At 72.1% G+C, this 24,962-nt stretch carries 23 protein-coding genes; 9 read left to right on the top strand and 14 right to left on the bottom strand.

The features are described from left to right. Positions 1 to 42 precede the first annotated feature (42 nt). Complete coding sequence (locus M5362_RS12250) at positions 43 to 1,542, top strand: aminotransferase class I/II-fold pyridoxal phosphate-dependent enzyme (protein ID WP_260227484.1); 1,500 nt, start codon at positions 43 to 45, stop codon at positions 1,540 to 1,542. 78 nt (positions 1,543 to 1,620) lie between these two features. Here the strand turns inward: M5362_RS12250 and M5362_RS12245 are convergent, their stop codons facing one another. Beyond that, positions 1,621 to 2,274: a TetR/AcrR family transcriptional regulator gene (locus tag M5362_RS12245; protein ID WP_260227483.1), complete on the bottom strand. Its 654-nt coding sequence runs from the start codon at positions 2,272 to 2,274 to the stop codon at positions 1,621 to 1,623. 169 nt (positions 2,275 to 2,443) lie between these two features. On the opposite strand from M5362_RS12245, the gene M5362_RS12240 reads away from it, so the two are divergent. The 4 genes from M5362_RS12240 to M5362_RS12225 all read left to right on the top strand — a co-directional run bounded on the left by M5362_RS12240 (position 2,444) and on the right by M5362_RS12225 (position 8,488). Next, entirely contained in the window at positions 2,444 to 3,085 is a 642-nt protein-coding gene (locus M5362_RS12240; RefSeq protein WP_260227482.1) for an SRPBCC family protein, read from the top strand. 340 nt (positions 3,086 to 3,425) lie between these two features. After that, positions 3,426 to 6,257, top strand: coding sequence for a PQQ-dependent sugar dehydrogenase (locus M5362_RS12235; protein ID WP_374214447.1), 2,832 nt, complete (start codon positions 3,426 to 3,428; stop codon positions 6,255 to 6,257). A gap of 20 nt (positions 6,258 to 6,277) precedes the next feature. Beyond that, complete coding sequence (locus tag M5362_RS12230; RefSeq protein ID WP_260227481.1) at positions 6,278 to 8,068, top strand: ThuA domain-containing protein; 1,791 nt, start codon at positions 6,278 to 6,280, stop codon at positions 8,066 to 8,068. Positions 8,069 to 8,248: 180 nt separating this feature from the next. Continuing rightward, on the top strand, positions 8,249 to 8,488 hold the full coding sequence (locus tag M5362_RS12225; protein ID WP_260227480.1) for a hypothetical protein: 240 nt from the start codon (positions 8,249 to 8,251) through the stop codon (positions 8,486 to 8,488). Between the two features lie 32 nt (positions 8,489 to 8,520). Here M5362_RS12225 and M5362_RS12220 read toward each other — a convergent pair whose 3' ends face one another. From M5362_RS12220 to M5362_RS12200, 5 genes are all read right to left on the bottom strand, one after another. Then, positions 8,521 to 9,072, bottom strand: a complete 552-nt coding sequence (locus M5362_RS12220) for a DinB family protein (RefSeq protein ID WP_260227479.1) — start codon at positions 9,070 to 9,072, stop codon at positions 8,521 to 8,523. A 49-nt stretch (positions 9,073 to 9,121) separates the two neighbouring features. Next, entirely contained in the window at positions 9,122 to 9,814 is a 693-nt protein-coding gene (locus M5362_RS12215; RefSeq protein ID WP_260227478.1) for a DUF6766 family protein, read from the bottom strand. 82 nt (positions 9,815 to 9,896) lie between these two features. Further along, the gene (locus M5362_RS12210; protein ID WP_260227477.1) at positions 9,897 to 10,319 is read right to left on the bottom strand and encodes a hypothetical protein; all 423 of its coding nucleotides are present in this window, start codon (positions 10,317 to 10,319) and stop codon (positions 9,897 to 9,899) included. A 136-nt stretch (positions 10,320 to 10,455) separates the two neighbouring features. Beyond that, positions 10,456 to 10,932, bottom strand: a complete 477-nt coding sequence (locus M5362_RS12205; RefSeq protein ID WP_260227476.1) for an HD domain-containing protein — start codon at positions 10,930 to 10,932, stop codon at positions 10,456 to 10,458. Between the two features lie 132 nt (positions 10,933 to 11,064). Then, complete coding sequence (locus M5362_RS12200; RefSeq protein ID WP_260227475.1) at positions 11,065 to 11,418, bottom strand: helix-turn-helix domain-containing protein; 354 nt, start codon at positions 11,416 to 11,418, stop codon at positions 11,065 to 11,067. 118 nt (positions 11,419 to 11,536) lie between these two features. Here M5362_RS12200 and M5362_RS12195 point away from each other — a divergent pair, with 118 nt between their 5' ends. Further along, positions 11,537 to 11,905, top strand: coding sequence for an STAS domain-containing protein (locus M5362_RS12195; protein WP_260227474.1), 369 nt, complete (start codon positions 11,537 to 11,539; stop codon positions 11,903 to 11,905). Here the strand turns inward: M5362_RS12195 and M5362_RS12190 are convergent. Both M5362_RS12190 and M5362_RS12185 read right to left on the bottom strand, forming a co-directional pair. Then, positions 11,902 to 13,329 carry an MFS transporter gene (locus tag M5362_RS12190; protein WP_260227473.1) on the bottom strand — a complete coding sequence of 476 codons (1,428 nt, stop codon included), beginning with the start codon at positions 13,327 to 13,329 and terminating at the stop codon, positions 11,902 to 11,904. The genes M5362_RS12195 and M5362_RS12190 overlap by 4 nt on opposite strands. Before the next feature lie 97 nt (positions 13,330 to 13,426). After that, complete coding sequence (locus tag M5362_RS12185) at positions 13,427 to 14,137, bottom strand: 2-phosphosulfolactate phosphatase (protein WP_260227472.1); 711 nt, start codon at positions 14,135 to 14,137, stop codon at positions 13,427 to 13,429. A 219-nt stretch (positions 14,138 to 14,356) separates the two neighbouring features. Between M5362_RS12185 and M5362_RS12180 the strand changes: the two genes are divergently transcribed. Continuing rightward, positions 14,357 to 15,727, top strand: coding sequence for an MFS transporter (locus M5362_RS12180; RefSeq protein WP_260227471.1), 1,371 nt, complete (start codon positions 14,357 to 14,359; stop codon positions 15,725 to 15,727). Between the two features lie 70 nt (positions 15,728 to 15,797). On the opposite strand, the gene M5362_RS12175 is transcribed toward M5362_RS12180, so the two are convergent. From M5362_RS12175 to lnt, 4 genes are all read right to left on the bottom strand, one after another. Continuing rightward, complete coding sequence (locus M5362_RS12175; protein ID WP_260227470.1) at positions 15,798 to 17,696, bottom strand: GAF domain-containing protein; 1,899 nt, start codon at positions 17,694 to 17,696, stop codon at positions 15,798 to 15,800. Between the two features lie 53 nt (positions 17,697 to 17,749). After that, positions 17,750 to 18,616, bottom strand: coding sequence for a 3-hydroxybutyrate dehydrogenase (locus M5362_RS12170; protein ID WP_260227469.1), 867 nt, complete (start codon positions 18,614 to 18,616; stop codon positions 17,750 to 17,752). A 55-nt stretch (positions 18,617 to 18,671) separates the two neighbouring features. Continuing rightward, positions 18,672 to 19,154 (bottom strand): NUDIX domain-containing protein, encoded by a 483-nt coding sequence (locus tag M5362_RS12165; RefSeq protein ID WP_260227468.1) that lies wholly within the window; start codon positions 19,152 to 19,154, stop codon positions 18,672 to 18,674. Positions 19,155 to 19,305: 151 nt separating this feature from the next. After that, positions 19,306 to 20,907 carry an apolipoprotein N-acyltransferase gene (gene lnt / locus M5362_RS12160; RefSeq protein WP_260227467.1) on the bottom strand — a complete coding sequence of 534 codons (1,602 nt, stop codon included), beginning with the start codon at positions 20,905 to 20,907 and terminating at the stop codon, positions 19,306 to 19,308. Between the two features lie 194 nt (positions 20,908 to 21,101). Between lnt and M5362_RS12155 the strand changes: the two genes are divergently transcribed. After that, on the top strand, positions 21,102 to 22,133 hold the full coding sequence (locus tag M5362_RS12155) for an O-antigen ligase (RefSeq protein WP_260227466.1): 1,032 nt from the start codon (positions 21,102 to 21,104) through the stop codon (positions 22,131 to 22,133). Positions 22,134 to 22,203: 70 nt separating this feature from the next. On the opposite strand, the gene M5362_RS12150 is transcribed toward M5362_RS12155, so the two are convergent. After that, a complete protein-coding gene (locus tag M5362_RS12150; RefSeq protein WP_260227638.1) occupies positions 22,204 to 22,734 on the bottom strand; it encodes a hypothetical protein in 531 nt (176 codons plus the stop codon). A 115-nt stretch (positions 22,735 to 22,849) separates the two neighbouring features. Continuing rightward, positions 22,850 to 23,635, bottom strand: coding sequence for a glutamate racemase (locus M5362_RS12145; RefSeq protein WP_260227465.1), 786 nt, complete (start codon positions 23,633 to 23,635; stop codon positions 22,850 to 22,852). A 58-nt stretch (positions 23,636 to 23,693) separates the two neighbouring features. Between M5362_RS12145 and M5362_RS12140 the strand changes: the two genes are divergently transcribed. Next, positions 23,694 to 24,962, top strand: coding sequence for a glycosyltransferase (locus tag M5362_RS12140; protein WP_260227464.1), 1,269 nt, complete (start codon positions 23,694 to 23,696; stop codon positions 24,960 to 24,962).

Here is a 24,962-nt window from a genome sequence, read left to right as displayed (position 1 = left end):
TTCGGGGGCGGGATTCCGCGAACGCGGGGAAGGCGTGAACGCATGAGCACTTCGGAGCAGCAGAACGACGACCAGACACAGGCCCCCGTGCTGGAGGCCCTGGAGGGATATCACCGGACCGGGGAGCTAGGGTTCACCCCGCCCGGGCACAAGCAGGCGCGTGGCGCCGACCCTGACGTCCGCCGGGTACTCGGCGACGCGGTGTTCCACGGTGACGTACTGGCCAGTGGCGGACTGGACGACCGGCGGACGCGCGGGCAGGTCCTGGAGCGCGCCGAGCGGCTGATGGCCGAAGCCGTACACGCCGAGCACACGTTCTTCTCGACCTGCGGCAGCTCGCTCTCGGTCAAGGCCGCGATGCTGACGGTCGCCGCTCCCCACGAGAAGCTGCTCATCGGCCGGGATGCGCACAAGTCGGTCGTCGCGGGGCTGATTCTGTGTGGCATCGAGCCGGTCTGGGTCGAGCCCGCCTGGGACCGCGAGCGGCACCTCGCCCACGCGCCAAGCGCGGAGGCGTACGAGGAAGCCTTCCGTGCCCACCCCGACGCCTGCGGCGCACTGGTCACCAGCCCGACCCCGTACGGCTCCGCGGCCGAACTGGCCGCTGTCGCCGAGGTGTGCCACCGCCGGGGCAGGCCGCTCGTGGTGGACGAGGCCTGGGGAGCCCACCTGCCGTTCCACCCGGACCTGCCCACCTGGGCGATGGACGCGGGAGCGGACGTCTGCGTCACCAGCATCCACAAGATGGGCAGCGGCCTGGAGCAGGGGTCGGTCTTCCATCTGCAGGGCGGGCTGATCGACCCCGCCGATCTGGCCTCGCGGGCCGACCTGCTGGGGACGACGAGCCCCTCCGTCCTGCTGTACGCGGGGATCGACGGCTGGCGCCGCCAGATGGTCAGGGACGGCAGGAGGCTCCTCACCCGGGCCCTGGACCTCGCCGGGCGTGTACGGGCCGGGATCGAGCGGATCGACGGGCTGCACGTCAACGACGCGGCGGACTTCTGCGGCCCCGGCCTGGCCTACGAGTTCGACCCTCTGCCGGTGGTCATCGACGTGTCGGACCTCGAGATAACCGGTTACGACGCCGCCGACTGGCTGCGCGAGAACCACCACATCGACATGCACCTCTTCGATCACCGAAGGCTCAGTGCCCAGATCACCCACGCGGATGACGACGACACCACGGACACCCTGTTGACGGCGCTCAAGGACCTCGCGAGCCACGCGCCGGAGTTGCGGCCCGCACCGCGCGTGGAGGTCCCGGCCCCCGAGAGCCTCCGCATGGACCAGGCACGACTGCCACGCGACGCCTACTTCGCCCGCACCGAGGACGTCCCCCTCGAATCGGCCGCGGGCAGGATCGCGGCGGAGATGGTCACCCCCTACCCTCCCGGCATCCCCGTGGCCCTTCCCGGAGAACGGCTCACCGAGCCGGTCCTGCGCTATCTGCGCACCGGGGTCGACGCGGGGATGAACGTGCCCGACGCGGCGGACCCTCGCCTGCGGACCGTGCGGGTCGTCGCCGAGAAGCACCCCGGCTGAACTCCGCACACGGAGTCCGACGTCCCCGCACCGGGGCTCCGCTGAACGCCGGGCGGGCGGCGCGCCGCCCGCCCGGCCTCAGGCGCGAGGGGTCAGCAGGTCGTCCAGTTCGGCCGCGAAGAGCAGGGCGGGGTCGAGGTCCATGCCGGTGAAGTGTCCTGCGAGCTCCAGAGACAGAACGCCGTGCAGGCGCGTCCAGAACGTCAGAAACCGGTGGAGGGTCTCGGGCGGCGCGGGGTGGCCGGCGGCCCACTCCCGGTGATCCTTCAGGTAGGTGGCGAAGGAGTCGGCGGCCCCGGCGGGGACGTGTGCCACACACGCGTCGAGCAGGGTCGTCATGATCTCGGAGGAGATGGCGGTGATGTCCTCGGGCGCGTGATAGCCGGGGACGGGGGTGCCGTAGACGAGGAAGTACCGCTGAGGGTCCGTCAGGGCCCAGTTGCGCAGGGCGTGTGCCAGCCCGCCCAGGTCGGCACCGTTGGCGGAGGCGGTACGGAGGGTCTCGGCGAGGCTTCGGTACGCCTCCCGGACGAGCTCGGTGATCAGGTCGTCGCGGCTGGCGAAGTAGCGGTAGAGCGCCGGGCCGCTCATGCCCATCTGCTTGGCGATCGCGTTGAGGGAGAGGGCGGACGCCCCTGCCGTGGCGATCTGCCCCCAGGCCCGTTCCGTGATCTCCGCCCGCACCTGGGCCCGGTAGCGCTCTCGCGGGGTACTCACGTCTGCCTTCGCCATCGCCTGCCCCCGTCCAGATGGTTACAGCCACTAGGTTCAGTGAGAAGGTATCACACAATCCATTGACCGACGCTCGCGCATCGAATTATAACCTCTAACGAACACGTGAGGCTCTATCTCGACGGGGCGCGCAGGCAGAGCTCGCCCCGGCCGTCCGGAGGAGAACGCCATGACCGCCATCCGCAGCACCGGCATCCGCGCCACTCTGCTCACCGTCCCCCTCGCCCTCGCGCTGCTCGGGACCGCCGCCGCCCCGGCCGACGCCGCCGGGGCCCCCGCGTCCCGTACCGGCGACTCCGTCACCTGCCGCGGCAAGGGGGTCGACCCCGAGGCTCTGGTCCGGCACCGGTCGGAGATCGTGATCCATGCGCCGCTGCGCACCGTCTGGGCGTTGCAGACGGACGTGGAGCGCTGGCCGTCCTGGCAGTCCCCCGTCGAGACCGTGGACCGCCTCGACCACGGCGCCTTCCGTAAGGGTTCGGCGTTCCGGTGGACGCTCCCCCTTCCGCCCAACCCGACTCCCGCTACCAGCCTGGAGATCACCTCGACCGTGCGGCAGATCGAGCGCGGCTCGTGCATCCGCTGGAACGGCCCCGCGATCGGCGAGGGGCTGCGCATCGACGGCGTCCATGTCTGGACGTCCACCCCGGTCAGGGGCGGCGTCCGGGTGAGCACCGAGGAGACCCACACCGGCGCCCAGGTCGAAGCGGACGTCCCGACCGCGACCGCGATGCTCCGCGAGGGCCTCGAAGCATGGCTGCGGGACCTGAAGGCCGCCGCCGAAGCCCGCACCCGCCACCAGCCGCGCTGATCCCCCAGCCGGGCCCGCGACCCGGACCCGCGACCCGGCCCGCGACCCGGACCTGCATCCCACCCGCGACCCGCACTTCGCCCGCACCCCGGCCCCGCGCTCGGCGCGGGGCCGCCCGCCGGGCCGAGCCGGGCCTCCACCCAGGCTCTTTGTCCTGCTGAGGGAAAAAGTTGGCGATCCCGCTGCGAAAGACCTTACGGGCGGCGGAGCGGGGCGCTAACTTCCGTACAGGCCAGTCCAGTTGACCGCTGGACGGGCCTGCCGGCGTGACGGCGCACGCCTGCGTTCCCCCGATCGGCCGCTCGGGCCCGTCGGCACCCCCACCTCTCGGGAGACATCTGTGCGCCAGAAACCCCTACGTGTCCGCAGAACCGCCGGCCTGATCGTGCTGGCGCTCTCCACCGCACTGCTCGCCCCGGTGGCACCCGCGGCCGCCCACCAGGAGGCGGAGGCCGCCGCCGAGGAGTTCCAGCAGGTCACGCTCGCCAAGGGGGTCGCCGAGACGGGCGAACCCATGACGATGGCGGTGCTCCCCGACCGTTCGGTGCTGCACACCTCGCGCGACGGCACCCTGCGGCTGACCGACGCGGCCGGAACCACCAAGGTCTCCGGGAAGCTCGACGTCTACAGTCACGACGAGGAAGGGCTGCAAGGAATCGGTGTGGACCCCGGCTTCACCGCCAACCGGCACGTCTACCTCTACTACGCCCCCAAGCTCACCACACCCGGCGGTGACGCCCCCGGCGACGGATCGGCCGCCGACTTCGCACCCTTCGACGGCGTGAACCGCCTCTCGCGCTTCACGCTCCGGAGCGACGGCACCCTCGACACCGCGAGCGAGAAGAAGGTCCTCGACGTCCCGGCCTCCCGCGGGATCTGCTGCCACGTCGGCGGCGACATCGACTTCGACGCGCAGGGCAACCTCTACCTCTCCACCGGCGACGACTCCAACCCCTTCGCCTCCGACGGCTATTCGCCGCTCGACGAGCGCGCCTCCCGCAACCCCGCCTACGACGCCCAGCGTTCCAGCGGCAACACGAACGACCTGCGCGGGAAGGTCCTGCGGATCAAGGTCGCCGCGGACGGTTCGTACACCGTGCCGGCGGGAAACCTCTTCGCCCCCGGCACGGCGAAGACCCGGCCCGAGATCTACGCCATGGGCTTCCGCAACCCGTTCCGGATGAGCGTCGACAAGCCGACGGGCACCGTCTACCTCGGTGACTACGGCCCGGACGCGGGGACCGCGAGCCCGACCCGCGGCCCGGCGGGCCAGGTCGAGTTCAACCGCATCACCAAGGCCGGCAACTTCGGCTGGCCCTACTGCACCGGCGCCAACGACGCCTACAACGACCACGACTTCGCCACCGGGACCTCGGGCGCGAAGTTCAGCTGCGCGGCGCCGAGGAACACCTCACCCCGCAACACCGGGCTCACCGACCTCCCACCCGCACAGCCCGCGTGGCTGCCGTACGACGGCGGCTCGGTGCCCGAGTTCGGCAGCGGCTCGGAGTCGCCCATGGCCGGACCGGTCTATCGCTACGACGCCGCGTCCACCTCCGCGGTGAAGTTCCCCCAGAGCTACGACGGCAACTTCTTCGCCGGTGAGTTCGGCCGCAAGTGGATCCGGCGCATCACCCAGGACGGCGCCGGCACGATCCAGTCCATCAACCCCTTCCCCTGGACCGGCACCCAGGTGATGGACATGGCCTTCGGGCCGGACGGAGCCCTGTACGTCCTCGACTACGGCACCGGCTACTTCAGCGGAGACGAGAACTCGGCGCTCTACCGCATCGAGCACGTCACCGGGGGCCGTTCCCCCGTCGCGCAGGCGAAGGCCGACCGCACCTCCGGGCAGGCCCCGCTGACGGTGGCGTTCTCCTCCGCCGGCTCCTCCGACCCGGACGGCGACGCCCTGGGCTTCGCCTGGAAGTTCGGTGACGGCGGGACCTCGACGAGCGCCAACCCCTCGCACACGTACACCGCCAACGGCCGCTACACCGCCGAGCTGACCGTCACGGACGCCACCGGCAAGCAGGCGACGGCCTCCGTCCAGATCACCGTCGGCAACACCGCCCCGACCGTGCGGCTCGAACTGCCCGTGGACGGCAGCATCATCGACCCCGGCGCCGCGGTGCCCTTCCGGGTGACGGTGACCGACCCCGAGGACGGGACCGTCGACTGTTCCAAGGTGAAGGTGACCTTCATCGTCGGGCACGACAGCCACGGCCACCCGCAGACCTCCGCCACCGGATGCTCCGGCACGGTGCAGACCATCGCGGACGGCGAGCACGACCCGAACGCCAACATCTTCGGCGTCTGGGACGCCGAGTACACCGACAAGGGGGCGAACGGGCAGCCCGCTCTGACCAGCCACGACCAGAACATCAGCCAGCCCACCCACCGCCAGGGCGAGCACTACGGCAACTCCTCGGGCGTCCAGGTCGTCGACCACGCGCCGGCCCACGGCGGGAAGACGGTCGGTCACATCGAGAACGGCGACTGGATCTCCTACACCCCGTACGTGCTGTCCAACGCCGACCGCTTCACCGCACGGGTCTCGTCGGGCGGCACCGGCGGCACCCTCGAAGTACGGGCCGGCTCCCCGACCGGCACGCTTCTCGGCACGGCGACCGTGCCCGTGACCGGCGGGTGGGAGACGTTCCAGGAGGTGAGCACCGCGCTGACCAACCGCCCGAGCGGCACCACCACGCTGTTCCTGGTCTTCAAGGGCGGCAGCGGGTCCCTGTTCGACGTCGACGACTTCCACTTCACCCTCCCGGCCGGCCCCCAGCCCACCGCCGAGATCAAGGGCGTGAACGGCAAGTGCCTGGACGTGTCGGACGGCGCCAGCGCCGACGGTACGCAGGTCCAGCTGTGGACCTGCAACGGCAGCAACGCGCAGAAGTGGTCCCAGCCCGGCGACGGCACGGTCCGGGCGCTCGGCAAGTGCCTGGACATAAGCGGTGGCGGCAGCGCCGACGGTACGAAGATCCAGCTGTGGACCTGCAACGGCACCGGCGCCCAGAGCTGGGCCGAGCAGCCGGACGCCACGGTGCGCAACCCGCAGTCGGGCAAATGCCTCGACGCCGAAGGCGGCACATGGAACGACGGCACCCGGGTCCACCTGTGGACCTGCCACACCGGCCCCAACCAGAAGTGGATCCTGCCGTAGCAGGAAGGAGGCGACACCACATGCGACACCCTCTGCGACACCACCTGCGCAACAACCTTCTGCGAGCCGGCTCCTGGCTCGCCGGCACCGCCCTGATCTGCGCGGGCGCCCTGCCCGCCGCGGCGTCGGCCACCCCCCGGGAGAACCGGGTCCCGACCAGTGCGGCACCCGCCCCACGGGCGGCCGCCGACCCCGCGTACCAGGTTCTGGTCTTCTCCCGTACGGCCGGGTTCCGCCATTCGTCCATCGACGACGGCGTGACCGCCCTGCGTGAACTGGGCGGTGCGAACAACTTCACCGTCGACGCCACCGAAGACCCCACGGCCTTCACCACGGCCAACCTCGCCCGCTACGAAGCGGTGGTCTTCCTCTCCACCACCGGCGACGTACTGAACGGAACCCAGCAGACCGCGTTCGAGCAGTACATACGCGCGGGCGGCGGCTATGTGGGCATCCACGCAGCGGCCGACACGGAGTACGACTGGCCCTTCTACGCGGGGCTCGCCGGAGCGCTGTTCCACTCGCACCCGCACAACCAGACGGCGACGGTCGAGGTCGAGGACCGGGCCCACGACGCCACCGCGCACCTGGGCCGGACCTGGCAGCGGTACGACGAGTGGTACAACTACCGCACCAATCCGCGCACCACGGCACACGTCCTCGCCTCGTTGGACGAGTCCAGCTACTCGGGCGGCACCATGTCCGGGGACCATCCCATCGCCTGGTGCAAGGACCACGAGGGAGGCCGGGCGTTCTACACCGGCGGCGGCCACACCGACGAGTCGTACGCCGAACCGGCGTTCCGCCGCCACCTGCTGGGCGGCGTCCGGTGGGCAGCCGGGATGACGAAGGCCGACTGCCGTCCCGAGACCGGCTACGCCTCCCTCTTCGACGGCGGCGGGACAGGCGGCTGGCAGCAGGCGGGGCCGGGCTCGTTCTCGCTCGCCGACGGGACACTGACCTCCCAGGGCGGGCTCGGGATGCTCTGGCACGCGGACCGGGAGTTGACCGGGGACTACTCGGTCAAGGTGGACTGGCGGGCGGAGGGCGACGACAACTCCGGCGTCTTCCTCGGCTTCCCCGCCTCCTCGGACCCGTGGTCGGCGGTGAACAACGGCTACGAGATCCAGATCGACGCCACCGACTCCCCCGACCGCACGACCGGCGCGGTCTACGGCTTCAAGTCGGCGGACACGGTCGCCCGCGACGCCGCGCTCAACCCGCCGGGCGAGTGGAACACGTTCGAGCTCCGGGTCACGGGAGAGCGCCTGGAGATCTTCCTCAACGGGCGGAAGATCAACGACTTCACCAACACCGACCCCGCGCGCAGCCTGCGCCAGGGCCACGTCGGTCTCCAGAACCACGGCGAGGGCGACACCGTCGCCTTCCGCAACGTCCGGGTCAAGACGTCCGGCGGCACGCCGGCGCCGACCGCGGGTGAGGTGAAGGGCGTGAACGGGAAGTGCCTGGACGTGGCGGACGGCGCCAGTGCCGACGGTACGCAGGTGCAGTTGTGGACCTGCAACGGCAGCAACGCGCAGAAGTGGTCCCGGCCCGGCGACGGCACGGTACGGGCGCTCGGCAAGTGCCTGGACATAAGCGGTGGCGGCAGCGCCGACGGTACGAAGATCCAGCTGTGGACCTGCAACGGCACCGGCGCCCAGGCATGGCAGCCCCAGGGCGACGCGACCATGCGCAACCCGCAGTCGGGCAAATGCCTCGACGCCGAGGGCGGCACATGGAACGACGGCACCCGGGTCCACCTGTGGACCTGCCACACCGGCCCCAACCAGAAGTGGACCCTTCCCTGACCCGACGCGTCCTCCTCTGACCCCGGCCCACCACCGCACGAAACGGCACCGCCCCACCCAGGCCCCACCAAGGCCCGGGCGGGGCGGTGCCGCGCGCTCTCCCTGGGTCGACGAGTGCGGGGCGCAGACCTGGGCAGCCGAGAGGTGCAGCCCGACGAAGACGCCAGTGAGGAGACGGTCATGCAGAGCGCCACCGAGCCGGAACTTCCGGACCCCGTACCGAAGGATCCTGACGCGGTCACGCCCGACCTGCCCCCGGCCGACCCCAGCGCTCCGGACATTCCAGCTCCGCCGTCAGGCGGGGCCAAGGCGGACGGCACCGAGGGCGAGGAGGAGAAGAAGAGCTCGGGCGGGCACCGCGAAGCAGCGGAGCCCGGAGCGGGACCGGGCACTCCCGCGCCGGGCGAGCCCACCGACTAGGAACTGGCCGGCGGCGCTCATCGCACCTCAGGTCACCTCGGCGGATCCTCGCCCGTGAGCCCGTCGACGGATTCACGGATGAGGTCGGCGTGACCGGCGTGGCGAGCGTACTCCTCGATGAGGTCAAGAAGAATGCGACGGAGGTTGGGGCGCTCGCCGCTACGGGTGGTGTAGGCACCGAGCTGGTCCAGGCCGCCCGTGCTGAGCGCCTCGTCGACGATGACACGGGAGCGGGCGACTGACTCCTGCCAGAGGGCGCGCAGTTGCTCGGGGGTGTCCTCCGCGGCGGAGCGGTAGTCCCAGTCGGGAGTGCTCTCCCAGTCGACGGTGTCCCAGGGAGCACCGACGGGCGAACCGAGCCACAGCCGGGCGAAGTGGCTGTCTTCCACGTGCGCCAGGTGTTTGAGCAGGCCGCCCAGAGTGATGGTGGACGTGCCGAGTGTGGCGCGAAGGCCGGGGACGTCCAGGCCGGAGCACTTCCAGGCCAGCGTGGCCCGCTGCCGTTCGAGGGCACCGAGGACGGCTGCCGCCTCGGTGCCGGCGAGTGGAGGTTCCGGCCAGGCCTCGGTTCTGCTCTCAGTCATGCCCGCAGACCTTGGCGACTCACGAGCGGGGGTGGTTCGACGGAGTCCGTCAGCCCTCGACGCCCGTGGAGCCGTGGGCGGATCCGACCGGCTTGGACTCCGGGGATCCGCGCTGGCGCAGATAGACGGAGAGGATGACCATCGCTGCCACGGCCAGGAGTTCCGACTGCCAGTTCTGGAGTGTCCTGTCCCAGAAATCCGGCTGGACCAGGTAGGTGCCCCAGCCGACGGGCTCTTGCAGTCGGCGCAACTGCTGCTCGTTGTAGGCGGCGACGCCCGCGATGGACTGGGCAGTCCAGGCGAGGAGGAAGAGTCCGCCCATGACAAGACCCAGGGAGCGCGAGTAGACGCGTCGGCGCCAGCCCTTCTTCCGGGCCCAGGGCGGGGAGTCCGCTGTGGCGTGATCGCCGATCCGCTGGTCGCGGTCGGACTCGACACCGATCTTGTGGAGTTCCTTGGACTCCGGCGACCCCCGCTGGACCAGCCACACGGTGCCGAAGACGAACAGGAAGAACTGCAGGAACTCCGACTGCCAGTTCTCCGTGACATCCACGGCGAAGTCCGAGGACGTCACGTACTCACCCAGGCTGATCGTCTGGAGACCCTCGATCGCGAGCTGGTCGTTGAACTCGGCGTGCCCCGCGAAGGCCTGCCCGACCAGCACCAGGAGGAAGGCCGCGCCGAAAGCCAGGGTGAGGCTGTTGTCGCGCCAGAAGCTGCCGCGTTCCCGCTCAGGACTCATCGGTGCATCGCCCCGATCGCCGTGAAGTAGGCGAGTCCGCCCACGATCACCACCAGGCAGGTGACGAAGAGACCACGCACGCTCAGCCTCCCTTCACCAGGCACTGGTACGGCTTGTCACCCTGGGGCGTGCAACCGGCCGCCACCACGCGCCAACCGGCGGCGAACTGCGACAGGAACAGCGTTTCCCCGCCGGCCCGAACGAGGGCCTGCCTCCCGTAGACCTCGGCGGCGCGCACCGCTGCCGACGCGGGAAGGTCCTGGCCCTCCAACGCCTCCGGGCACGCCTGCTTCTCGCCCTCCGCCAGCGCCTTGCGCGTCTCGGGAGCCAGCAGCCCGCACGCCGCCCGGTAGTCCCGCGAAACGAGCGCCTGCTCGAAGGCGCGGCCGGCGTCCTCGGCACCGTCCACCCGCGCGCTCGACGCGCCGCATCCCGACAACGACCAGGCGAGTCCGACGGTCAGGACGCCTGCACCGACCGTACGCAGACGCACGATCGCATCCATGTCCATCCTCCGAGCAGCGCAGGCGGGGGTGAATCGGTTCTCCCTAGCCCTTACCTACCCTCGGCGAGGGGTTTGCCGCTCGATGAGAGGGGAGACCGCCCGACTGGAGCAGGGCCATACCCCGAGAGCGCCGGTGTCAGGGCGAGGCACCGTCGCGCGATCCCGACGGCTCCTGGAGACCGAGCAGCCGTCGCAACCTCGCGTACTTCTCTCCGAGCCGGGTCCGGGTCGGTTCGTCGAGGAGGGCGAGCCGGGCAGGGTCGGCGTTGTGGGCGAGGTCGGCCTCTTTGATGAGGCGGGCGCCCGGTGTGGCGAGGATCCGTCGCGTGTACGACTCGTCGCTCTCGTCCGGACGCTTGGTCAGGGCGTCGACCAGGTCCTTCACATGCTCCGGAAGTGCGGCGGTCGTCAGCCATTCGCGGGAGAGGACATCGTCTTCGATCGTGTCGTGCAGCCAGGCGGCGGCAATCTGCTCGTCGGAGCCTCCCCGCTTCCGCACCCCGTCAGCCACGGCCTGGACATGCTCCAGGTAGGGCCGTCCCGTCTTGTCCTTCTGGTGGGCGTGGCCTTCGCGTGCGATCGCCTCGACCTGGTCGAGCGTAAGGTCCGGCATGGCTACGACTCTACGGGCGCCGAGCCGTCGCCGCCCGCCTGCCTGCCCGCCTGCCCGCCTGCCCGCCTGCCCGCCTGCCCGCCTGCCCGCCTGCCCGCCTGCCGAGGAGGCGCTTCCCCGTCGCCGGCACGATCACGCCATGCCGGCCGAGTGGGACGCCGCGCTGGTGACCCCGATGCGGGCATGGGGCCCGCCGAGGAGTTCGAGGAGGCCGGCGATCTCGTATCCCGCTTCGGCGGGGTGCCGGAACGCGGCACCCGGCAGGATGGCGTAGCGGTTCCGCCGCCCGTCCTCCGCGCGTGTCCGTGTGAGGTATCCGGCCGCTTCGAGATCGGCGACGATCGCCTGCACGGTCCGCTCCGTCACGCCACAGCTCAGCGCCACCTCACGCAGCCGTACCCCGGGGTCTCGGGAGATCGCCAGGAGCACCCGGGCGTGGTTGGTGAGGAAGGTCCACTCCGCGTGGCCGCCACTCTTCGCTGCCATACATGGCATCATGCCCGACCCTCCCCAGAAATACGAGCTTCATTTCATGTAATTGTTGACGTGTAATCGAGGGACGGGCACACTCGTCCTGGGTCCTCTCGTACAGGAGGTGGTCACCATGGCTCCGCTCCCCGACTCTGCCCGGCCTGCGCTCCAGGAGGCGGAGGACGGCCGCATCGCGGTGTCGGTGACGCCGACCGCGGGCGGTGGCGTCCTTGTGAAGGTCTGCGGAGAGCTCGACCTCGACAGCGTCACGCATCTGCGCACGACACTTCTCCACGCCCTGGCCGTCTGCGACGGCGCTGGAGTCGCCCTGGATCTGTCCGGCGTCACCTTCTGTGACTCCATCGGCCTGAACGCTCTGCTGCGCGCCCGCATGCAGGCCGCCGACGACCGTCATCCTCTGACCATCACAGCCGCCAGCCCTCAGGTGACCCGGCTCCTGGAGATAACGGGAGCCGCCCCGCTCTTCGAGAGCGGCCCTTAAGGGGTGTCCCCCAGCTTCGGCGGGCTCGGGGCGCGGATCAGGTGGAGCAGGAGTACTCCCCCGAGCAGGGCGAGGACGGCTGCCGCGCGGAGCACCAGCTCGATCGCCGAGCCGTCGGAGGCCGCACGGGACGCCGAACCGCTGAGGGCCTCAAGGACGGTCGAGGCGACGGCGACGGCCAGGGCACCGAGCAGGACCAGGGACGTGAGGACGAAGCCGGACGCGCCGGCGAGCCGTGTCTCCGGTACGTACGACTGGGTGGCGACGTTCGTCAGGGCCCAGCCGAGACCCAGCCCGGCTCCGACCACCGCGAAGACCGCCGCGTACAGGACGATCGGCGTCGACCAGGTCAGGGCGAGCAGCGAGGCGCCGCTGAGGAACATGGCGACGGCCATGAGCACTTCGGGCCGCCAGCGGTGCGCCAGGTACCCCGAGCAGTAGCTGGCCGTGCCCGCGCCGACCGAGAGCGCGAGGAAGATCAGCCCCGCGGTGAAGGGCGACAGGCCCCGCGCCTGCTGGAGGTAGAGCGCCGAGAGGACGGCGACGAGGCAGTAGACGACGTTGGACAGGGATCCGGCGAGGGTGATGGTGACGAACGGGCCGTTCCTCAGCAGTCCGAGGTCCAGGAGCGGTTCCGCGCTGCGCCGCTCGATCCGGGCGAAGAGGGCCAGCAGGGCGGCTCCTGCGAGGAGGCAGCCCCAGGTGGCCGGGGTGGCCCAGCCCCACCGGGCTCCCTGGTCCACGCCGAGCATGATCAGCGTCAGCCCCGCCGCGATCGCGGCCGCGCCGGGCAGGTCGAGCCGCCCCGAGGCGTGGGTGTCGCGGGTCTCGGGGACGTAGCGGAGCATCAGGAACGCGGCGGCGGCGCAGATCGGCACGTTGAGGTAGAACACGGCACGCCAGCTGACGTGTTCGGCGAGCGTGCCGCCCACGAACGGTCCCAGGGCGGTGCCCATGGCGCTGAAGGCGAGCACCGTTCCGACGGCCCGGCCCTGCCGGTCGTCCCTGAAGTAGGCGGTCACGACGGCGACGGCGACCGGAAAGATGAACGCGGCGGTCACCCCTTGCACCACGCGTCCCGCGACGAGCCATCCGGTCGACGGCGCGAGGCCGCAGAGGATGGAGACGAGGCCGAAGCCGGCGAGTCCGCAGACGAGTGTCGCCCGCCGGCCGTGGACGTCGGCGACCCGGCCCCCGGTGATCATGAAGGCGCCCAGGGTGAGCATGTACCCGCTGACCAGCCACTGGAGGTCGGTGGTCGGCTCGTGGAAGTCCCGGGCGATGACGGGAAGGGTGAGGTTGAGCGCGAACCAGTCCATCTGGACGAGCAGCATCGACAGGGCCGCTGCCGCGATGACGGCCCGGTCCCGGCCGGTGAAGAGGCCACGGCCCGCCGTCGCGCGGTTCCCGGAAGGAGCCTTCATCGAGCACCTCGATTCGCGCTCTCCGTCTCCATCGTGGCATCGCGCCACGGGGACGGCGAGGCGGCCGCACGCGCCCGTGACCGGGCCAGGGCCGCCGCTACCGCGCGCGGTGTACGGCGGACACCGCATGTGGTCGAGGCCGGAGCGGCCGCAGCACTGTCAGCCCTTCCTCGATCCCGACCTTCATCGCGAAGTCGAACCGGTCGACCTCCAGGCACAGCTCCACATCGGTGGGGTGAGCGCCTCGGCGTCGCCCGCTGCGCAGGTCGTCCGCGGCTGGGGAGGTGCGGGCACGGTGCAGATAGGGGCCGGGGTCGCGACGATCCCCGGCGAGGAGCCGATCCAGGTACTCGGCGCAGGCCAGATCCTCGGCGGCACGGCCGTCCTCGCCGGTGGCCACGAACGTCACCGAGTCGGCGCCCGCATCCGCCAGAGCCCGGGCCGTCGCGCCGGCCACGACGAAACTGGCGCACAGTGCCAGTTTCGCCTCGACAACCGCCAGGGCCCCCACTGTTCCCGCGGTGGTCTTCTGGATCACGGTGCGGCCGGTCAAGTCGGCCTCCCGGATCAGGCCAGGGGAGTTGACCAGGTCGAACCCGCTGACCGGTGCGCCGTCCTTGAGCGCGAGCCAGCCCGGGTGACACGCCTTGATCTCCAGCGCCTCGCCCTGGTCGGCAGCGAGAACGATCTTGTCCGCCCCACCGTGGAAAGCCCAGGCGGCGGTGGTGAACGCCCGCATCACGTCGATGACAACGGCCACCTGTTCGGTGCCGTCCACCTCGGGTATTCCGACGACGCGCGATTCCATGCCGGGATGGTCCCAGCCCGCTGAGGCGGTCCACAAGACACACTGACGCTCCCCCGGCGAAGGGAAGCACCTCGCAGAGGCTCCCGCCCCGCCCACATGGTGAGCACGCGCACTTCGGACCAAAGAACTATGGTGTCCCACCACATACGCCGGTGACCTGCGTGTTTCTACGGTGTGGCAACACACAACGTCCCCGTTCATCGCCTGGAAGTGGTGCACATGGCCTCCCCCGCGTCGGCTCCACCGGCCGAGTCGAATCTCAAGCGCATCGTCGCCGCGAGCCTCATCGGCACCACCATCGAGTGGTACGACTTCTTCCTCTACGGCTCCGCCGCCGCGTTGGTCTTCCACGAGCTCTTCTTCCCCGAGTCCGACCCGCTGGTGGGCACCCTTCTCTCCTTCCTCACCTACGCCGTCGGGTTCGCCGCCCGGCCGCTCGGCGCGCTGGTGTTCGGGCACTACGGCGACCGGCTCGGGCGCAAGAAGCTGCTGGTACTCAGCCTGTTGCTGATGGGCGGGGCGACGTTCGCGATCGGACTGCTGCCGACCCACGCGACCGTCGGGTCGGCCGCTCCCCTGCTGCTCACCGCGTTGCGGCTGGTGCAGGGCTTCGCGCTCGGCGGCGAGTGGGGCGGGGCCGTGCTCCTGGTCTCGGAGCACGGGGACGCCCGGCGGCGCGGGTTCTGGGCCTCCTGGCCGCAGACCGGTGCGCCTGCCGGGCAGCTGCTCGCGACCGGCGTGCTGTCCGCGCTGACCGCGCTGCTCTCCGACTCCGCCTTCCTCGCATGGGGCTGGCGCATACCGTTCCTGCTCTCCGGTGTGCTGGTGATCGTGGGTCTGTGGATCCGGCTCTCGGTCGACGAGTCGCCGGTGTTCAAGGCCGCGCTGGCCGCAGCCGAGGAGCGCAAGGCCTCGGCCGCGCAGGTCGAGAAGATGCCGCTGGTCGCCGTGTTGAAGCACCACTGGCGGGATGTGCTGATCGCGATGGGCGCCCGCATGGCGGAGAACATCTCGTACTACGTGATCACCGCGTTCATCCTCGTCTACGCGACGACCCAAGTGGGCCTCTCCAAGCAGACCGCCCTCAACGCCGTCCTCATCGCCTCCGCCGTCCACTTCGCCGTCATCCCCGCCTGGGGCGCGCTGTCGGACCGGATCGGCCGCCGGCCGGTCTATCTGATCGGCGCCGTCGGTGTCGGCGCCTGGATGTTCCCGTTCTTCATGCTCATCGACTCCGGGACGTTCGGTGCGCTGCTGCTGGCGATCACCGTCGGCCTGGTCCTGCACGGGGCGATGTACGCGCCGCAGGCCGCGTTCTTCTCCGAGATGTTCGCGACCCGGATGCGCTACTCGGGCGCCTCCATCGGCGCCCAGTTCTCCTCGGTCGCCGCCGGCGCCCCCGCGCCGCTGATCGCGACCGCGCTGCTCGCCGACTACGGTTCCTCGACCCCGATCACCCTCTACGTGATCGCCGCCGCCCTGCTCACGGTCGTCGCGATCGCCTGTGCCCGCGAGACCCGCAACCGTGACCTGTCGGAGGTCGCCGAGGACGCCGTCCCCGCCCCGGCCCCCGTACGCGCCGACGTCTGATCCCTGCCCGCACGCCGAAGGCGCCGGTCCCTTTCGGGACCGGCGCCTTCGGCGTGTTCGACGACAGGGACTAGCGGGCGACCGCCGCCGACATGGCGTGCAGCCGCAGGGCCAGCTGGATCTCCAGGGCACGGGACGGGGACTGCCAGTCGGGGCCGAGGAGGCGGCCGATGCGCTCGATCCGCTGCGCCACGGTGTTCACATGGACATGGAGGTCGTCCTTGGTGCGCGCCGGGCTCATCCCGCTCGCGAAGTACGCGCCCATCGTGCGCACCAGGTCCGTGCCGCGACGCCGGTCGTACGCGACGACCTGACCAATGGTGCGGTCGACGAAGCCCTCGATGTCCCGGGTGTCGGCGAGCAGCAGCCCGAGGAAGCCCAGGTCCTCGGCCGCGGCGCCCTCGCCCGAGCGGTGCAGCAGGCCCAGGGCGTCCAGGCAGCGGCGTGCCTCGTCGTACGCGACGGCGACCTGTCCGGGCCGGGCGAGGGGGGAGGCGAGGGGAGCGGAGGCCCCCACCGTGACTGCTTCGCGCAGGGCGCCGCCGAGGTGCTTGGCGGTCTGCCGGGCCAGCTCCGCGGCGCTCTCGCCGGGGCCGAGCGGGAGCAGCAGCACCGTCCCTCCGTCGCGCGCGGAGGCCAGGCCCCGCCGGGTGGCGGCCAGATGGGAGGCCGCCGACCAGAGGCGCTGCCGGTCGGCGCTCTCCCGGCCGCCGGTGTCGGCCTCTCCCCCGGCCCCGGCGCGGTCGATCCGTGCGGCGAGCACGACGTGGGGCGCGTCGACGTCGGTACGGAGCCGGGCGGCGCGCTCGCGCAGCAGGCGGCGGTCTCGGTCGGGCGCGTCGAGGAGGTCGTCGAGCAGTTCGCCCCGTACCCGCTGCTCGGCCTCTCCGGCCGAGCGCCGGGCGAGCAGCAGGAGGGAGGTCACCAGGGCGGCGCGCTCCAGGGTGCGCTGATCGACGGGGTCGAGGTCGGGCTGGTCGTGCAGGGCGAGCGCGCCGAAGGACTCTCCGCCGGCCGAGACGGCGGCCACCCACCGGTCGCCCTCGCGCAGTGCGTGCCCGTCGGCGAGGGCGTCGGCGGTGAATCCGTCTCCGAACCCCTCGATGAACTCGACTCTTCCGCCGAGGACTTCGGAGACGGCCTCGGCCACGTCGTGCACGCCGCCGCCGTGGAGCACCAGTTCGGTGAGCCGGTCGTGGACCTCGGAGGCCCGCTCGATGACTCCGCTGTGCTCGCGGATGATGTCGTTGGCGCGCTCCAGCTCGGCCAGCGCCGAGCGGGTCTCGGCGAGCAGGTTGGCGGTGTCGATGGCGACGGCGGCGTGGGCGGCGAGGGACCCGAGCAGCGCGACCTGTTCCCGTTCGAAGACCCGGGCGCGCCGGTCGGCCGCGTAGAGCACGCCGATGACCTGGCTCCCCAGGGTCAGCGGCACACCGAGGATGGCGACGAGTCCCTCGTCGCCCACGGCGGAGTCGATCGTGGCGGTGTGCTGGAAGCGGGGGTCGTCGAAGTAGTTCTCGGTGACGTACGGCCGGGCGGTCTGGGCGACGAGGCCGCCGAGGCCCTCGCCCATGCCGAGCCGGACCTGCTGGAAGCGTGCGGAGACCGAGCCCTCGGTGACCCGCATGTACGTGTCCCCGGCGGCCGGGTCGTTGAGGCTGAGATAGGCGACCTCGGTGCCGAGCAGGGAGCGGGCGCGCTGGACGATCGCGCGGAGCACCGCGTCGAGGTCGCGCAGTCCCGCGAGGTCGTGGGCGGTCTCGAAGAGCGCGGAGAGCTCCGCCTCGCGGCGCCGCCTGCCCTCCAGCTCGGCGCGGACGCGCAGGGCGAGCTGCTTGGCCCGCTCGATTTCGGCCAACGCCTCCGGGCCCGCGCCGCTCGCACGGGCGAGCAGCACGGGCCGGTCGTACGCCTCCGTCGCGGCGCCTCGGGTGAGGAGCTCCAGGTAGGAGACCTGTTCTTGGGACATGGACACAGGGATACCTGCCGTACGGGTGGGAGCACCACCCCTGTGGACAACCGTCAGTGCGCGGTCCAGCCGCCGTCGAGGGTCAGGGAGGTGCCGGTGATGAAGGAGGCCTGGGGGGTGCAGAGGTAGAGGACGGCCTCCGCGACCTCCGCCGGCTCGATGAGCCGCTTGAGCGCCGAGTCCTTGAGCAGGACGTCGGTCAGGACCCGCTCCGGCGGGATGCCGTGGGCGGCGGCCTGGTCGGCGATCTGCCGCTCGACGAGAGGCGTCCGCACATAGCCGGGGTTGACGCAGTTTGACGTGACGCCGTGCGGGGCGCCTTCGAGCGCCGCGGTCTTGGAGAGGCCTTCGAGACCGTGCTTGGCGGCCACGTAGGCGGACTTGAACGCCGAGGCCCGCAGTCCGTGGACGGAGGAGAGGTTGACGATCCTGCCCCAGCCCTGGGCGTACATGTGTGGCAGGGCGCCCCTGATCAGCCGGAACGGCGCCTCCAGCATCACGGTGAGAACCGTGTGGAAGACGTCCGGCGGGAACTCCTCGATGGGGCGGACGAGCTGGATCCCGGCGTTGTTGACGAGGATGTCGGCGCCGGCGGCCGCCCGCTCGGCGGCGTCGAGGTCGGTGAGGTCCAGGGTCTGCGGCTCGACCGCGCCCGGCAGTCCGTCCGCCGCTTCGGCGAGCGCCTCCAGCCCTTCGGCGGCCCGGTCGACGGCTCTGACGCGGGCGCCCGCCGCCGCGAGCCGGAGCGCACAGGCGCGGCCGATGCCTCCGGCCGCACCGGTGACGAGCGCGGTGCGACCGGCGAGGTCGAGCAGGACGGAGCCGGGAGCGGGAACCGCGGAGGGGCCCTCGGCGGGAGCCTGGACGGGTGGTGCCGGTACCTGCGCCGGTACGGGCCCTGATGTGGTGGGGGCGCTCATGCTCCGCACCCTATGAAGCACCCCACCCTCAACCGATGTGTGCTCAACCCATACTTCAGCTGGTGGGCATGGGGTCGAACCATGTGGGTTCGTCGGCGAGCGCCTGTTCGATCCGGAAGTGCGAGAACCGCTTCATCTCCGGCAGGGCGTCCACGTCGAACCAGCCGACCTCCGTCGACTCCTCGTCGTTGACCCGGGCCTCGCCGCCGACCGCGCGGCAGCGGAAGGAGACGTCCATGAACTGGCACTGGTCGCCGTTGGGGTAGACGACGGGTTTGCGCAGGGTCTGGACGAGCACGACGCGCTCGACCTCGCAGCGCACGGCGGTCTCCTCGTACACCTCGCGGACGGCGCAGGCGGCCGGCTGCTCCCCGGGTTCGACGATGCCGCCGATGACGGCCCAGAGGCCGTTGTCGGTACGCCTGCCGAGCAGCACCCTGCCGCGGTCGTCGAAGACGACCGCGCTCACGCCCGGCAGGAAGAGCAGCTGATGGCCGGCGCTGACCCGGATCTCGCGGATGAAGTCAGGAGTACCCATGTCCCGACCCTAAGCCCCGGTGGATCAAGCGCCCCGTGGATCGAGTACCCGTGGATCCAGCGCCCGTGGATCGAGCGCCCGTGGATCGAGCGCCGGGCGGCGACCCGCCCCGCGCGGCCTGCCACCCCGCGCGGCCTGCCGCCCCGCGCCTTCAGGCGTCGCGGCCGCGGCGGGCGCGGACCGAACGCAGCAGCGACCAGCCGAGACCGGCCGCCGCCACGGCCACCAGGAGCGCCTCCGGCAGCGTGCCCATACGCGTCGCGGGGGTCAGCGAGGAACGCAGCGGCACCTTCTCGACCAGGACGTCCGGGGTGAACATCCGCGACTGCTCCACGATCCGGCCGTCCGGCGCGATGATCGCGCTGACCCCGCTGGTGACCGGCACGACGACGGCACGACTGTGCTCGACCGCCCGGACCCGGGACATCGCGAGCTGCTGGTAGGTCATCTCGCTGTGGCCGAAGGTGGCGTTGTTGCTCGGTACGGAGATCAGCTGGGCGCCATGGGTGACGGTGTCGCGCACGGCCCAGTCGAAGGCCGCCTCGTAGCAGGTGGCGAGGCCGACCTTGGTGCCGGCGAGGTCGAACACGCCGACCTCGTTCCCGGGGCCGAAGTCGCGGCTGACGCGGTCCACGTTGCTGTTGAAGATCCGCACGAAGGACCGCATCGGGATGTACTCGCCGAAGGGCTGGACGTGCCGCTTGTCGTAGGTGGCGACCGGGCCCTTGGCCGGGTCCCACTTGATGAGGGTGTTGCGCAGCTTGCCCGTCTCGGGAGCGACGACGGCGCCGATCACGGTCGGTACGCCGATCTTCCGCACGGCCCGGTCGATGGCCTCCGCGGCGTCGGCGTTGGCGTACGGGTCGATGTCGGAGGAGTTCTCCGGCCAGAGGACGAAGTCGGGCTGCGGCTCCTTCTTCGCCTTGACGGCCTCCGCCAGCTCCTCGGTGCGGGCGACGTGGTTGTCGAGGACCGCCCGCCGCTGCGCGTTGAAGTCGAGCCCGAGCCGCGGAACGTTTCCCTGGACGGCGGCGACGGTGGCCATACCGTCCTCGGCGGCGTCGTCGACGAGCGGCAGGGCGGCGAGGGCGCCGGTGACCGGGACGAGGACGGTGAGGGCGGCCGCGGCGAGCGGGCCGCGGGGCAGGGTGCCGGTCGCGCGGTAGGCGCGGACCTGGCGGATCACCTCGTACAGTCCGAAGCCGCAGAGGGCGACGGCGAAGCCGAGCACCGGGGTGCCGCCGACGGCGGCCAGGGAGAGGAAGACACCGTCGGCCTGTCCGAAGGCGATCTTGCCCCAGGGGAAGCCTCCGAACGGGACACGCGCGCGTGCCGCCTCGGCGAGGATCCACACCGCGGCGGCGAAGACCGGCCAGCCGGGGAGCCGGGAGACGGCGGCGATGCCGAGTCCGGCGGCGGCGACGAAGAGCGCCTCGACGGCCGACAGCGCGATCCACGGGAACCTGCCGACCTCGGCCCCGGTCCAGATCAGCAGCGGCAGCAGGAAGCCGAGCCCCGTGAGGTAGCCGAGGCCGAACCCCGCGCGCGGACGGCGGCCGCGCAGGGTCCAGCCGAGCAGGGCGAAGCCGGGCAGCGCGAGCCACCACAGCGGGCGGGGCGGGAAGCTCAGGAAGAGCAGGACCCCGGACAGCACGGCCGCGCCGGGCCGCACCAGGCGTCGCAGGCCTGCTCGGCCGGGCTCGGGGGTCGCGGCGGGGCCGGAGGCGTCGACGGGGGTGATGGTGGTGCTCACCTTGCGGAGTCTACGGCGCCCCACCGGGGCCCGAGCAGCCCGGCCCCGGGCACGCCGACCGGGCTCCCCCGCACGCCGGAGCCCGGCTCTCCTCACCCTTCCTTCACTTCTGCCGCAACGTTTCTGCGCATACGCTCCCCAAATCCCGGCCGCGCCGTTACGGTGTCGGCCAGAAAGAGCGGGGGTCGACGGGAATGGCTGCATCTGCGGCTCAGGGGGCCGTCGTGCGCGAGCGCGGCCGGGCGGCGGACGTGGCCGGGGTACTGATCCTCGGCGCCTGTGTGGTCTGGTCGCTCGTCAGCGCCACCGGGCGGGACGGGCGCCCCGAGGGGGTGATCCTCGCCGTCCTCGCACTCACCGCCGGCTACGCCTGCGGCCGGATCTCCGGCACGCTGCTCCCGGTGTCCGCCGCGGCCGTGGCCTCCCTCGCCGCGCTCGGCCTCGCGCTGGCCTCCGCGCCAGGGGTCCCGGGCGCCACGCATGCCGGCGCCGTACCGACCGGCCATACGGGAGCGGCCGTCGCGCTGCTCGTCCTCGCCGCCGGCGCGGCCTGCTGCGCCGCGTCCGCCGCGGGTACGAGCTCCGGCCGGCTGGCTCTGCGGGCACTCGCCCTGGCGGTGGCGGGAGCGGCGCTGGCGCTGGGCTCGGTCGTCGGCTTCGTGGCGTCGACGGGTGTGCTGCTCTGTTCGCTCGCCGCCGTACGGATGCGGCGCCGGCTCCTCGGGCTCGTGGGGCTCGCCCTGGCGGCGGGGCTGGCCGTGGGCGCGTCGTGGGCGGTGGCGGAGGAGCGGCTGCCCGAGGGGCTCACCGTGTCGCTGGAGGGCCAGCTGACCCGGCACCGGGTGCTGTTGTGGCAGGACGCGGTCGCGCTCGCGAAGGAGAACCCCGTCCTCGGGGTCGGTCCCGACCGGTTCGGCGCGCTGAGCCCGACGGCCCGTGAGACCTTCTCCGCGGACGGAAAGCCCCATTCGGCGGTGTTCCAGCAGGCCGCGGAGCAAGGGGTGCCGGGGGTCGTGCTGCTGGGCGCCGCCTACGGCTGGCTGCTGTGGGGTCTGGGCTCCTCGCCCCGGGCGACGCCGGTCGCCCTCACGGTGGGGGCCACTCTGACGGCGCTGGCCGCCCTGGCCGCGGTCGGCAACGCGCTGAGCTTCACACCCGTGACGGCGGGAGCCGGTCTGCTCGCGGGTCTGGCGACGGCCCGCGCCGCCCCGGCACCGGCGGACTGAACGGCTCGCCCGCGCCGCTCCGGCGGCACGAAGGGCCGGCCCGTCACCGTGCGGGCGCATCCGATGAGGCTCAGGCGCTCGTCGGCTCGGGCGGGGTCACCGGCTGGAGGCGTTCACGGATGACCCGTACGCCGAACTCGGCGTCGTCGACCGTGACCGTGAACGTACGGCCGTCGTCCAGCCGCAGGACGAGGGCCTCGCCCCGGCGGACGATGACGGCCTTGCCCTTGTCGGGGCGCCAGCGGTAGCCCCAGCCGCCCCACTCGTGGGGGGTGACCCTCGGGATGTAGTCGGCGTCGACCACATGGGCGAGAAGGATGCGGCGGCGCGGTACGCCGATGTGTCCGCAGCGGACCTCCATGGCCTCGTCGTCCACCTTCACCTCGACATGGACGAAGGCGAGCGTGCCGAAGAGCACCAGCAGGCCCGCCGCCACACAGCCGATCACGGCCATCAGCAGCGCGGTGACGCCGGAGGTCCAAGGCGATTCGACCGCGATGGTGATGCCGAGAGCCATGCAGGCCGCGCCGGCGACGGCCGCGACCCACTGCATGCGGTTGGTGGCACGGCCGATCCACACCTTGGGCACCGGGGCGTACATGTCCAGGGGCCGACGTTGGTGGAGATGCCGTGGATGTCGGGAATCGTCCCTCATGCGTTGCAGCCTACTCACGTTCCGCTCGCGCGGCGCCTCCTCGGCGCCGTCCCGGGGACCGTCAGCGTGCGGCTGCCGCTGCCCGGAGGAGCCGCCCTTCGGCGTACCTCAGAGCGGCGGCCGGCAGCTCTCCGGTCCGGCCGCTGAGGATCACGGTCAGGCTGCCGGACGGGGCCGCCGCGGGCGCGGGCTCGGCGCCGATGCGGCGCATCGCCTGTGCGGCGACCGCCCCGGCGGAGCCGTGGAGAATCACCGGCGGCAGGTCGGCCGACTGCACGGCCGCGCGGATCCGTTCGGCGACGAGTTCGTAGTGCGTGCAGCCGAGGACCAGGGCCCGGACGTCGCGCGGGGTGAGCCGGGCGGCGGCCTCCACGGCCCGCTGCACCGCGTCGGCGTCCCCGTGCTCCACCGCGTCGGCGAGACCGGGGCAGGGCACCTCGGTGACCTCGGCGCCGTCGGCGAAGTCGCGGATCAGCCCGCGCTGGTACGGGCTCCCGGTGGTGGCCGGGGTCGCCCAGATGGCGACCTTGCCGCCGCCCGAGGCGGCGGGCTTGATCGCCGGTACGGTGCCGATGACCGGGATACGGGGCTCCAGCGCGGCCCGCAGCGCGGGCAGGGCGTGCACGGTGGCGGTGTTGCAGCCCACGATCAGCGCGTCGGGCTCCAGCGCCGCGGCGGCCCGGGCGACGGCCAGGGCGCGCCCGGTGAGGTCCTCGGGAGTGCGCGGGCCCCAGGGCATGCCGTCGGGGTCGCTGGAGAGGACCAGATCCGCGTCCGGCCGCAGTCGGCGAACCGCGGCCGCTGCCGGGAGCAGGCCGATTCCGGAGTCCATGAGCGCGATCTTCACCCGGTCACCCTAGCCGACCACCCTTGCGCGGCCGCCGATCTGGGGCAGACTGCGACGAATGAGCGCCATTGCCTGGATCGCCATGGGTTCGCTGGCCGCCTGGGGGTGGCTGCTGCTGGGTCAGGGGTTCTTCTGGCGTACCGATCAGCGCCTGCCGTCCGGCCACGCGCGCGTGGAGCCGGATACCTGGCCGCGGGTCGCCGTCGTCGTACCGGCGCGGGACGAGGCCGAGGTCCTGCCGCGGAGCCTGCCGTCGCTGCTCGTCCAGGACTATCCGGGCGAGGCGGAGATCCTGCTCGTCGACGACGGCAGTACGGACGGCACCGGGAAGCTGGCCGAGGAGCTGGCCCTGCGGTACGGCGGGCTGCCGCTGACGGTCACCTCGCCGGGCGAGCCCGAGCCGGGCTGGACGGGCAAGCTGTGGGCGCTGCGCCACGGCATCGCCCTCGCACGCGCGCGTGGCTCGGACGCGTGCACCTCGGATCCGCGCATCTCGGACATGGAGGGCTCGGACGCGTGCACCTCGGATCCGCGCAGCTCGGCCCGCGGGCCGGAGTTCCTGCTTCTGACGGACGCGGACATCGCCCATGAGCCGGACAGTCTGCGCCGACTGGTGGAAGCGGCGCTCGCCCACGATCTGGACCTGGTGTCCCAGATGGCCAGGCTGCGGGTGGCAAGCGTCTGGGAGCGGCTGGTCGTGCCCGCCTTCGTCTACTTCTTCGCCCAGCTCTATCCCTTTCGCTGGATCAACCGCCCCCGTCCGCGGGCGACGGCCGCGGCCGGGGGCTGTGTGCTCCTGCGCACGGAGACGGCCGAGCGCGCGCGGGTGCCGGAGTCGATCCGCCAGGCCGTGATCGACGACGTGTCGCTCGCCCGGGCGGTACGGCGGTCGGGCGGACGGATCTGGCTGGGGCTCGCCGAGCGGGTGGACTCGGTCCGCCCGTACCCGCACCTCGCCGATCTGTGGCGGATGATCTCGCGCAGCGCGTACGCGCAGCTGCGGCACAACCCGCTCCTGCTGGCCGGGACGGTCGCCGGGCTCGCCGTGGTCTATCTGGCTCCCCCGGTCGCCGTGGCGGCCGGGCTCCTCGGCGGCGACACGGTCGCGGGCTGGGCGGGCGGGCTGGCGTGGGCGGTGATGGCGGGGACGTACCTCCCGATGCTCCGCTACTACCGGCAGCCCCTCTGGCTCGCACCCACGCTTCCCCTCACCGCGCTGCTCTACCTCTTCATGACGGTGGATTCGGCGGTGCAGCACTACCGGGGCCGGGGCGCCGCCTGGAAGGGGCGTACCTATGCCCGGCCCGAGGCGGCGCCCGACCGGTGA

The sequence above is a fragment of the Streptomyces sp. Je 1-79 genome (assembly GCF_025195125.1).
Lineage (GTDB): Bacteria > Actinomycetota > Actinomycetes > Streptomycetales > Streptomycetaceae > Streptomyces.
This window is presented reverse-complemented; position numbering and strand designations above follow the sequence as displayed.

Coding starts and splice junctions, on each gene's coding strand:
- M5362_RS12250 (WP_260227484.1), top strand. CDS start 43: ATGAGCACTTCGGAGCAGCAGAACGACGACCAGACACAGGCCCCCGTG.
- M5362_RS12245 (WP_260227483.1), bottom strand. CDS start 2,274: ATGGCGAAGGCAGACGTGAGTACCCCGCGAGAGCGCTACCGGGCCCAG.
- M5362_RS12240 (WP_260227482.1), top strand. CDS start 2,444: ATGACCGCCATCCGCAGCACCGGCATCCGCGCCACTCTGCTCACCGTC.
- M5362_RS12230 (WP_260227481.1), top strand. CDS start 6,278: ATGCGACACCCTCTGCGACACCACCTGCGCAACAACCTTCTGCGAGCC.
- M5362_RS12225 (WP_260227480.1), top strand. CDS start 8,249: ATGCAGAGCGCCACCGAGCCGGAACTTCCGGACCCCGTACCGAAGGAT.
- M5362_RS12220 (WP_260227479.1), bottom strand. CDS start 9,072: ATGACTGAGAGCAGAACCGAGGCCTGGCCGGAACCTCCACTCGCCGGC.
- M5362_RS12215 (WP_260227478.1), bottom strand. CDS start 9,814: ATGAGTCCTGAGCGGGAACGCGGCAGCTTCTGGCGCGACAACAGCCTC.
- M5362_RS12210 (WP_260227477.1), bottom strand. CDS start 10,319: ATGGATGCGATCGTGCGTCTGCGTACGGTCGGTGCAGGCGTCCTGACC.
- M5362_RS12205 (WP_260227476.1), bottom strand. CDS start 10,932: ATGCCGGACCTTACGCTCGACCAGGTCGAGGCGATCGCACGCGAAGGC.
- M5362_RS12200 (WP_260227475.1), bottom strand. CDS start 11,418: ATGGCAGCGAAGAGTGGCGGCCACGCGGAGTGGACCTTCCTCACCAAC.
- M5362_RS12195 (WP_260227474.1), top strand. CDS start 11,537: ATGGCTCCGCTCCCCGACTCTGCCCGGCCTGCGCTCCAGGAGGCGGAG.
- M5362_RS12190 (WP_260227473.1), bottom strand. CDS start 13,329: ATGAAGGCTCCTTCCGGGAACCGCGCGACGGCGGGCCGTGGCCTCTTC.
- M5362_RS12185 (WP_260227472.1), bottom strand. CDS start 14,137: ATGGAATCGCGCGTCGTCGGAATACCCGAGGTGGACGGCACCGAACAG.
- M5362_RS12180 (WP_260227471.1), top strand. CDS start 14,357: ATGGCCTCCCCCGCGTCGGCTCCACCGGCCGAGTCGAATCTCAAGCGC.
- M5362_RS12175 (WP_260227470.1), bottom strand. CDS start 17,696: ATGTCCCAAGAACAGGTCTCCTACCTGGAGCTCCTCACCCGAGGCGCC.
- M5362_RS12170 (WP_260227469.1), bottom strand. CDS start 18,616: ATGAGCGCCCCCACCACATCAGGGCCCGTACCGGCGCAGGTACCGGCA.
- M5362_RS12165 (WP_260227468.1), bottom strand. CDS start 19,154: ATGGGTACTCCTGACTTCATCCGCGAGATCCGGGTCAGCGCCGGCCAT.
- M5362_RS12155 (WP_260227466.1), top strand. CDS start 21,102: ATGGCTGCATCTGCGGCTCAGGGGGCCGTCGTGCGCGAGCGCGGCCGG.
- M5362_RS12150 (WP_260227638.1), bottom strand. CDS start 22,734: ATGTACGCCCCGGTGCCCAAGGTGTGGATCGGCCGTGCCACCAACCGC.
- M5362_RS12140 (WP_260227464.1), top strand. CDS start 23,694: ATGAGCGCCATTGCCTGGATCGCCATGGGTTCGCTGGCCGCCTGGGGG.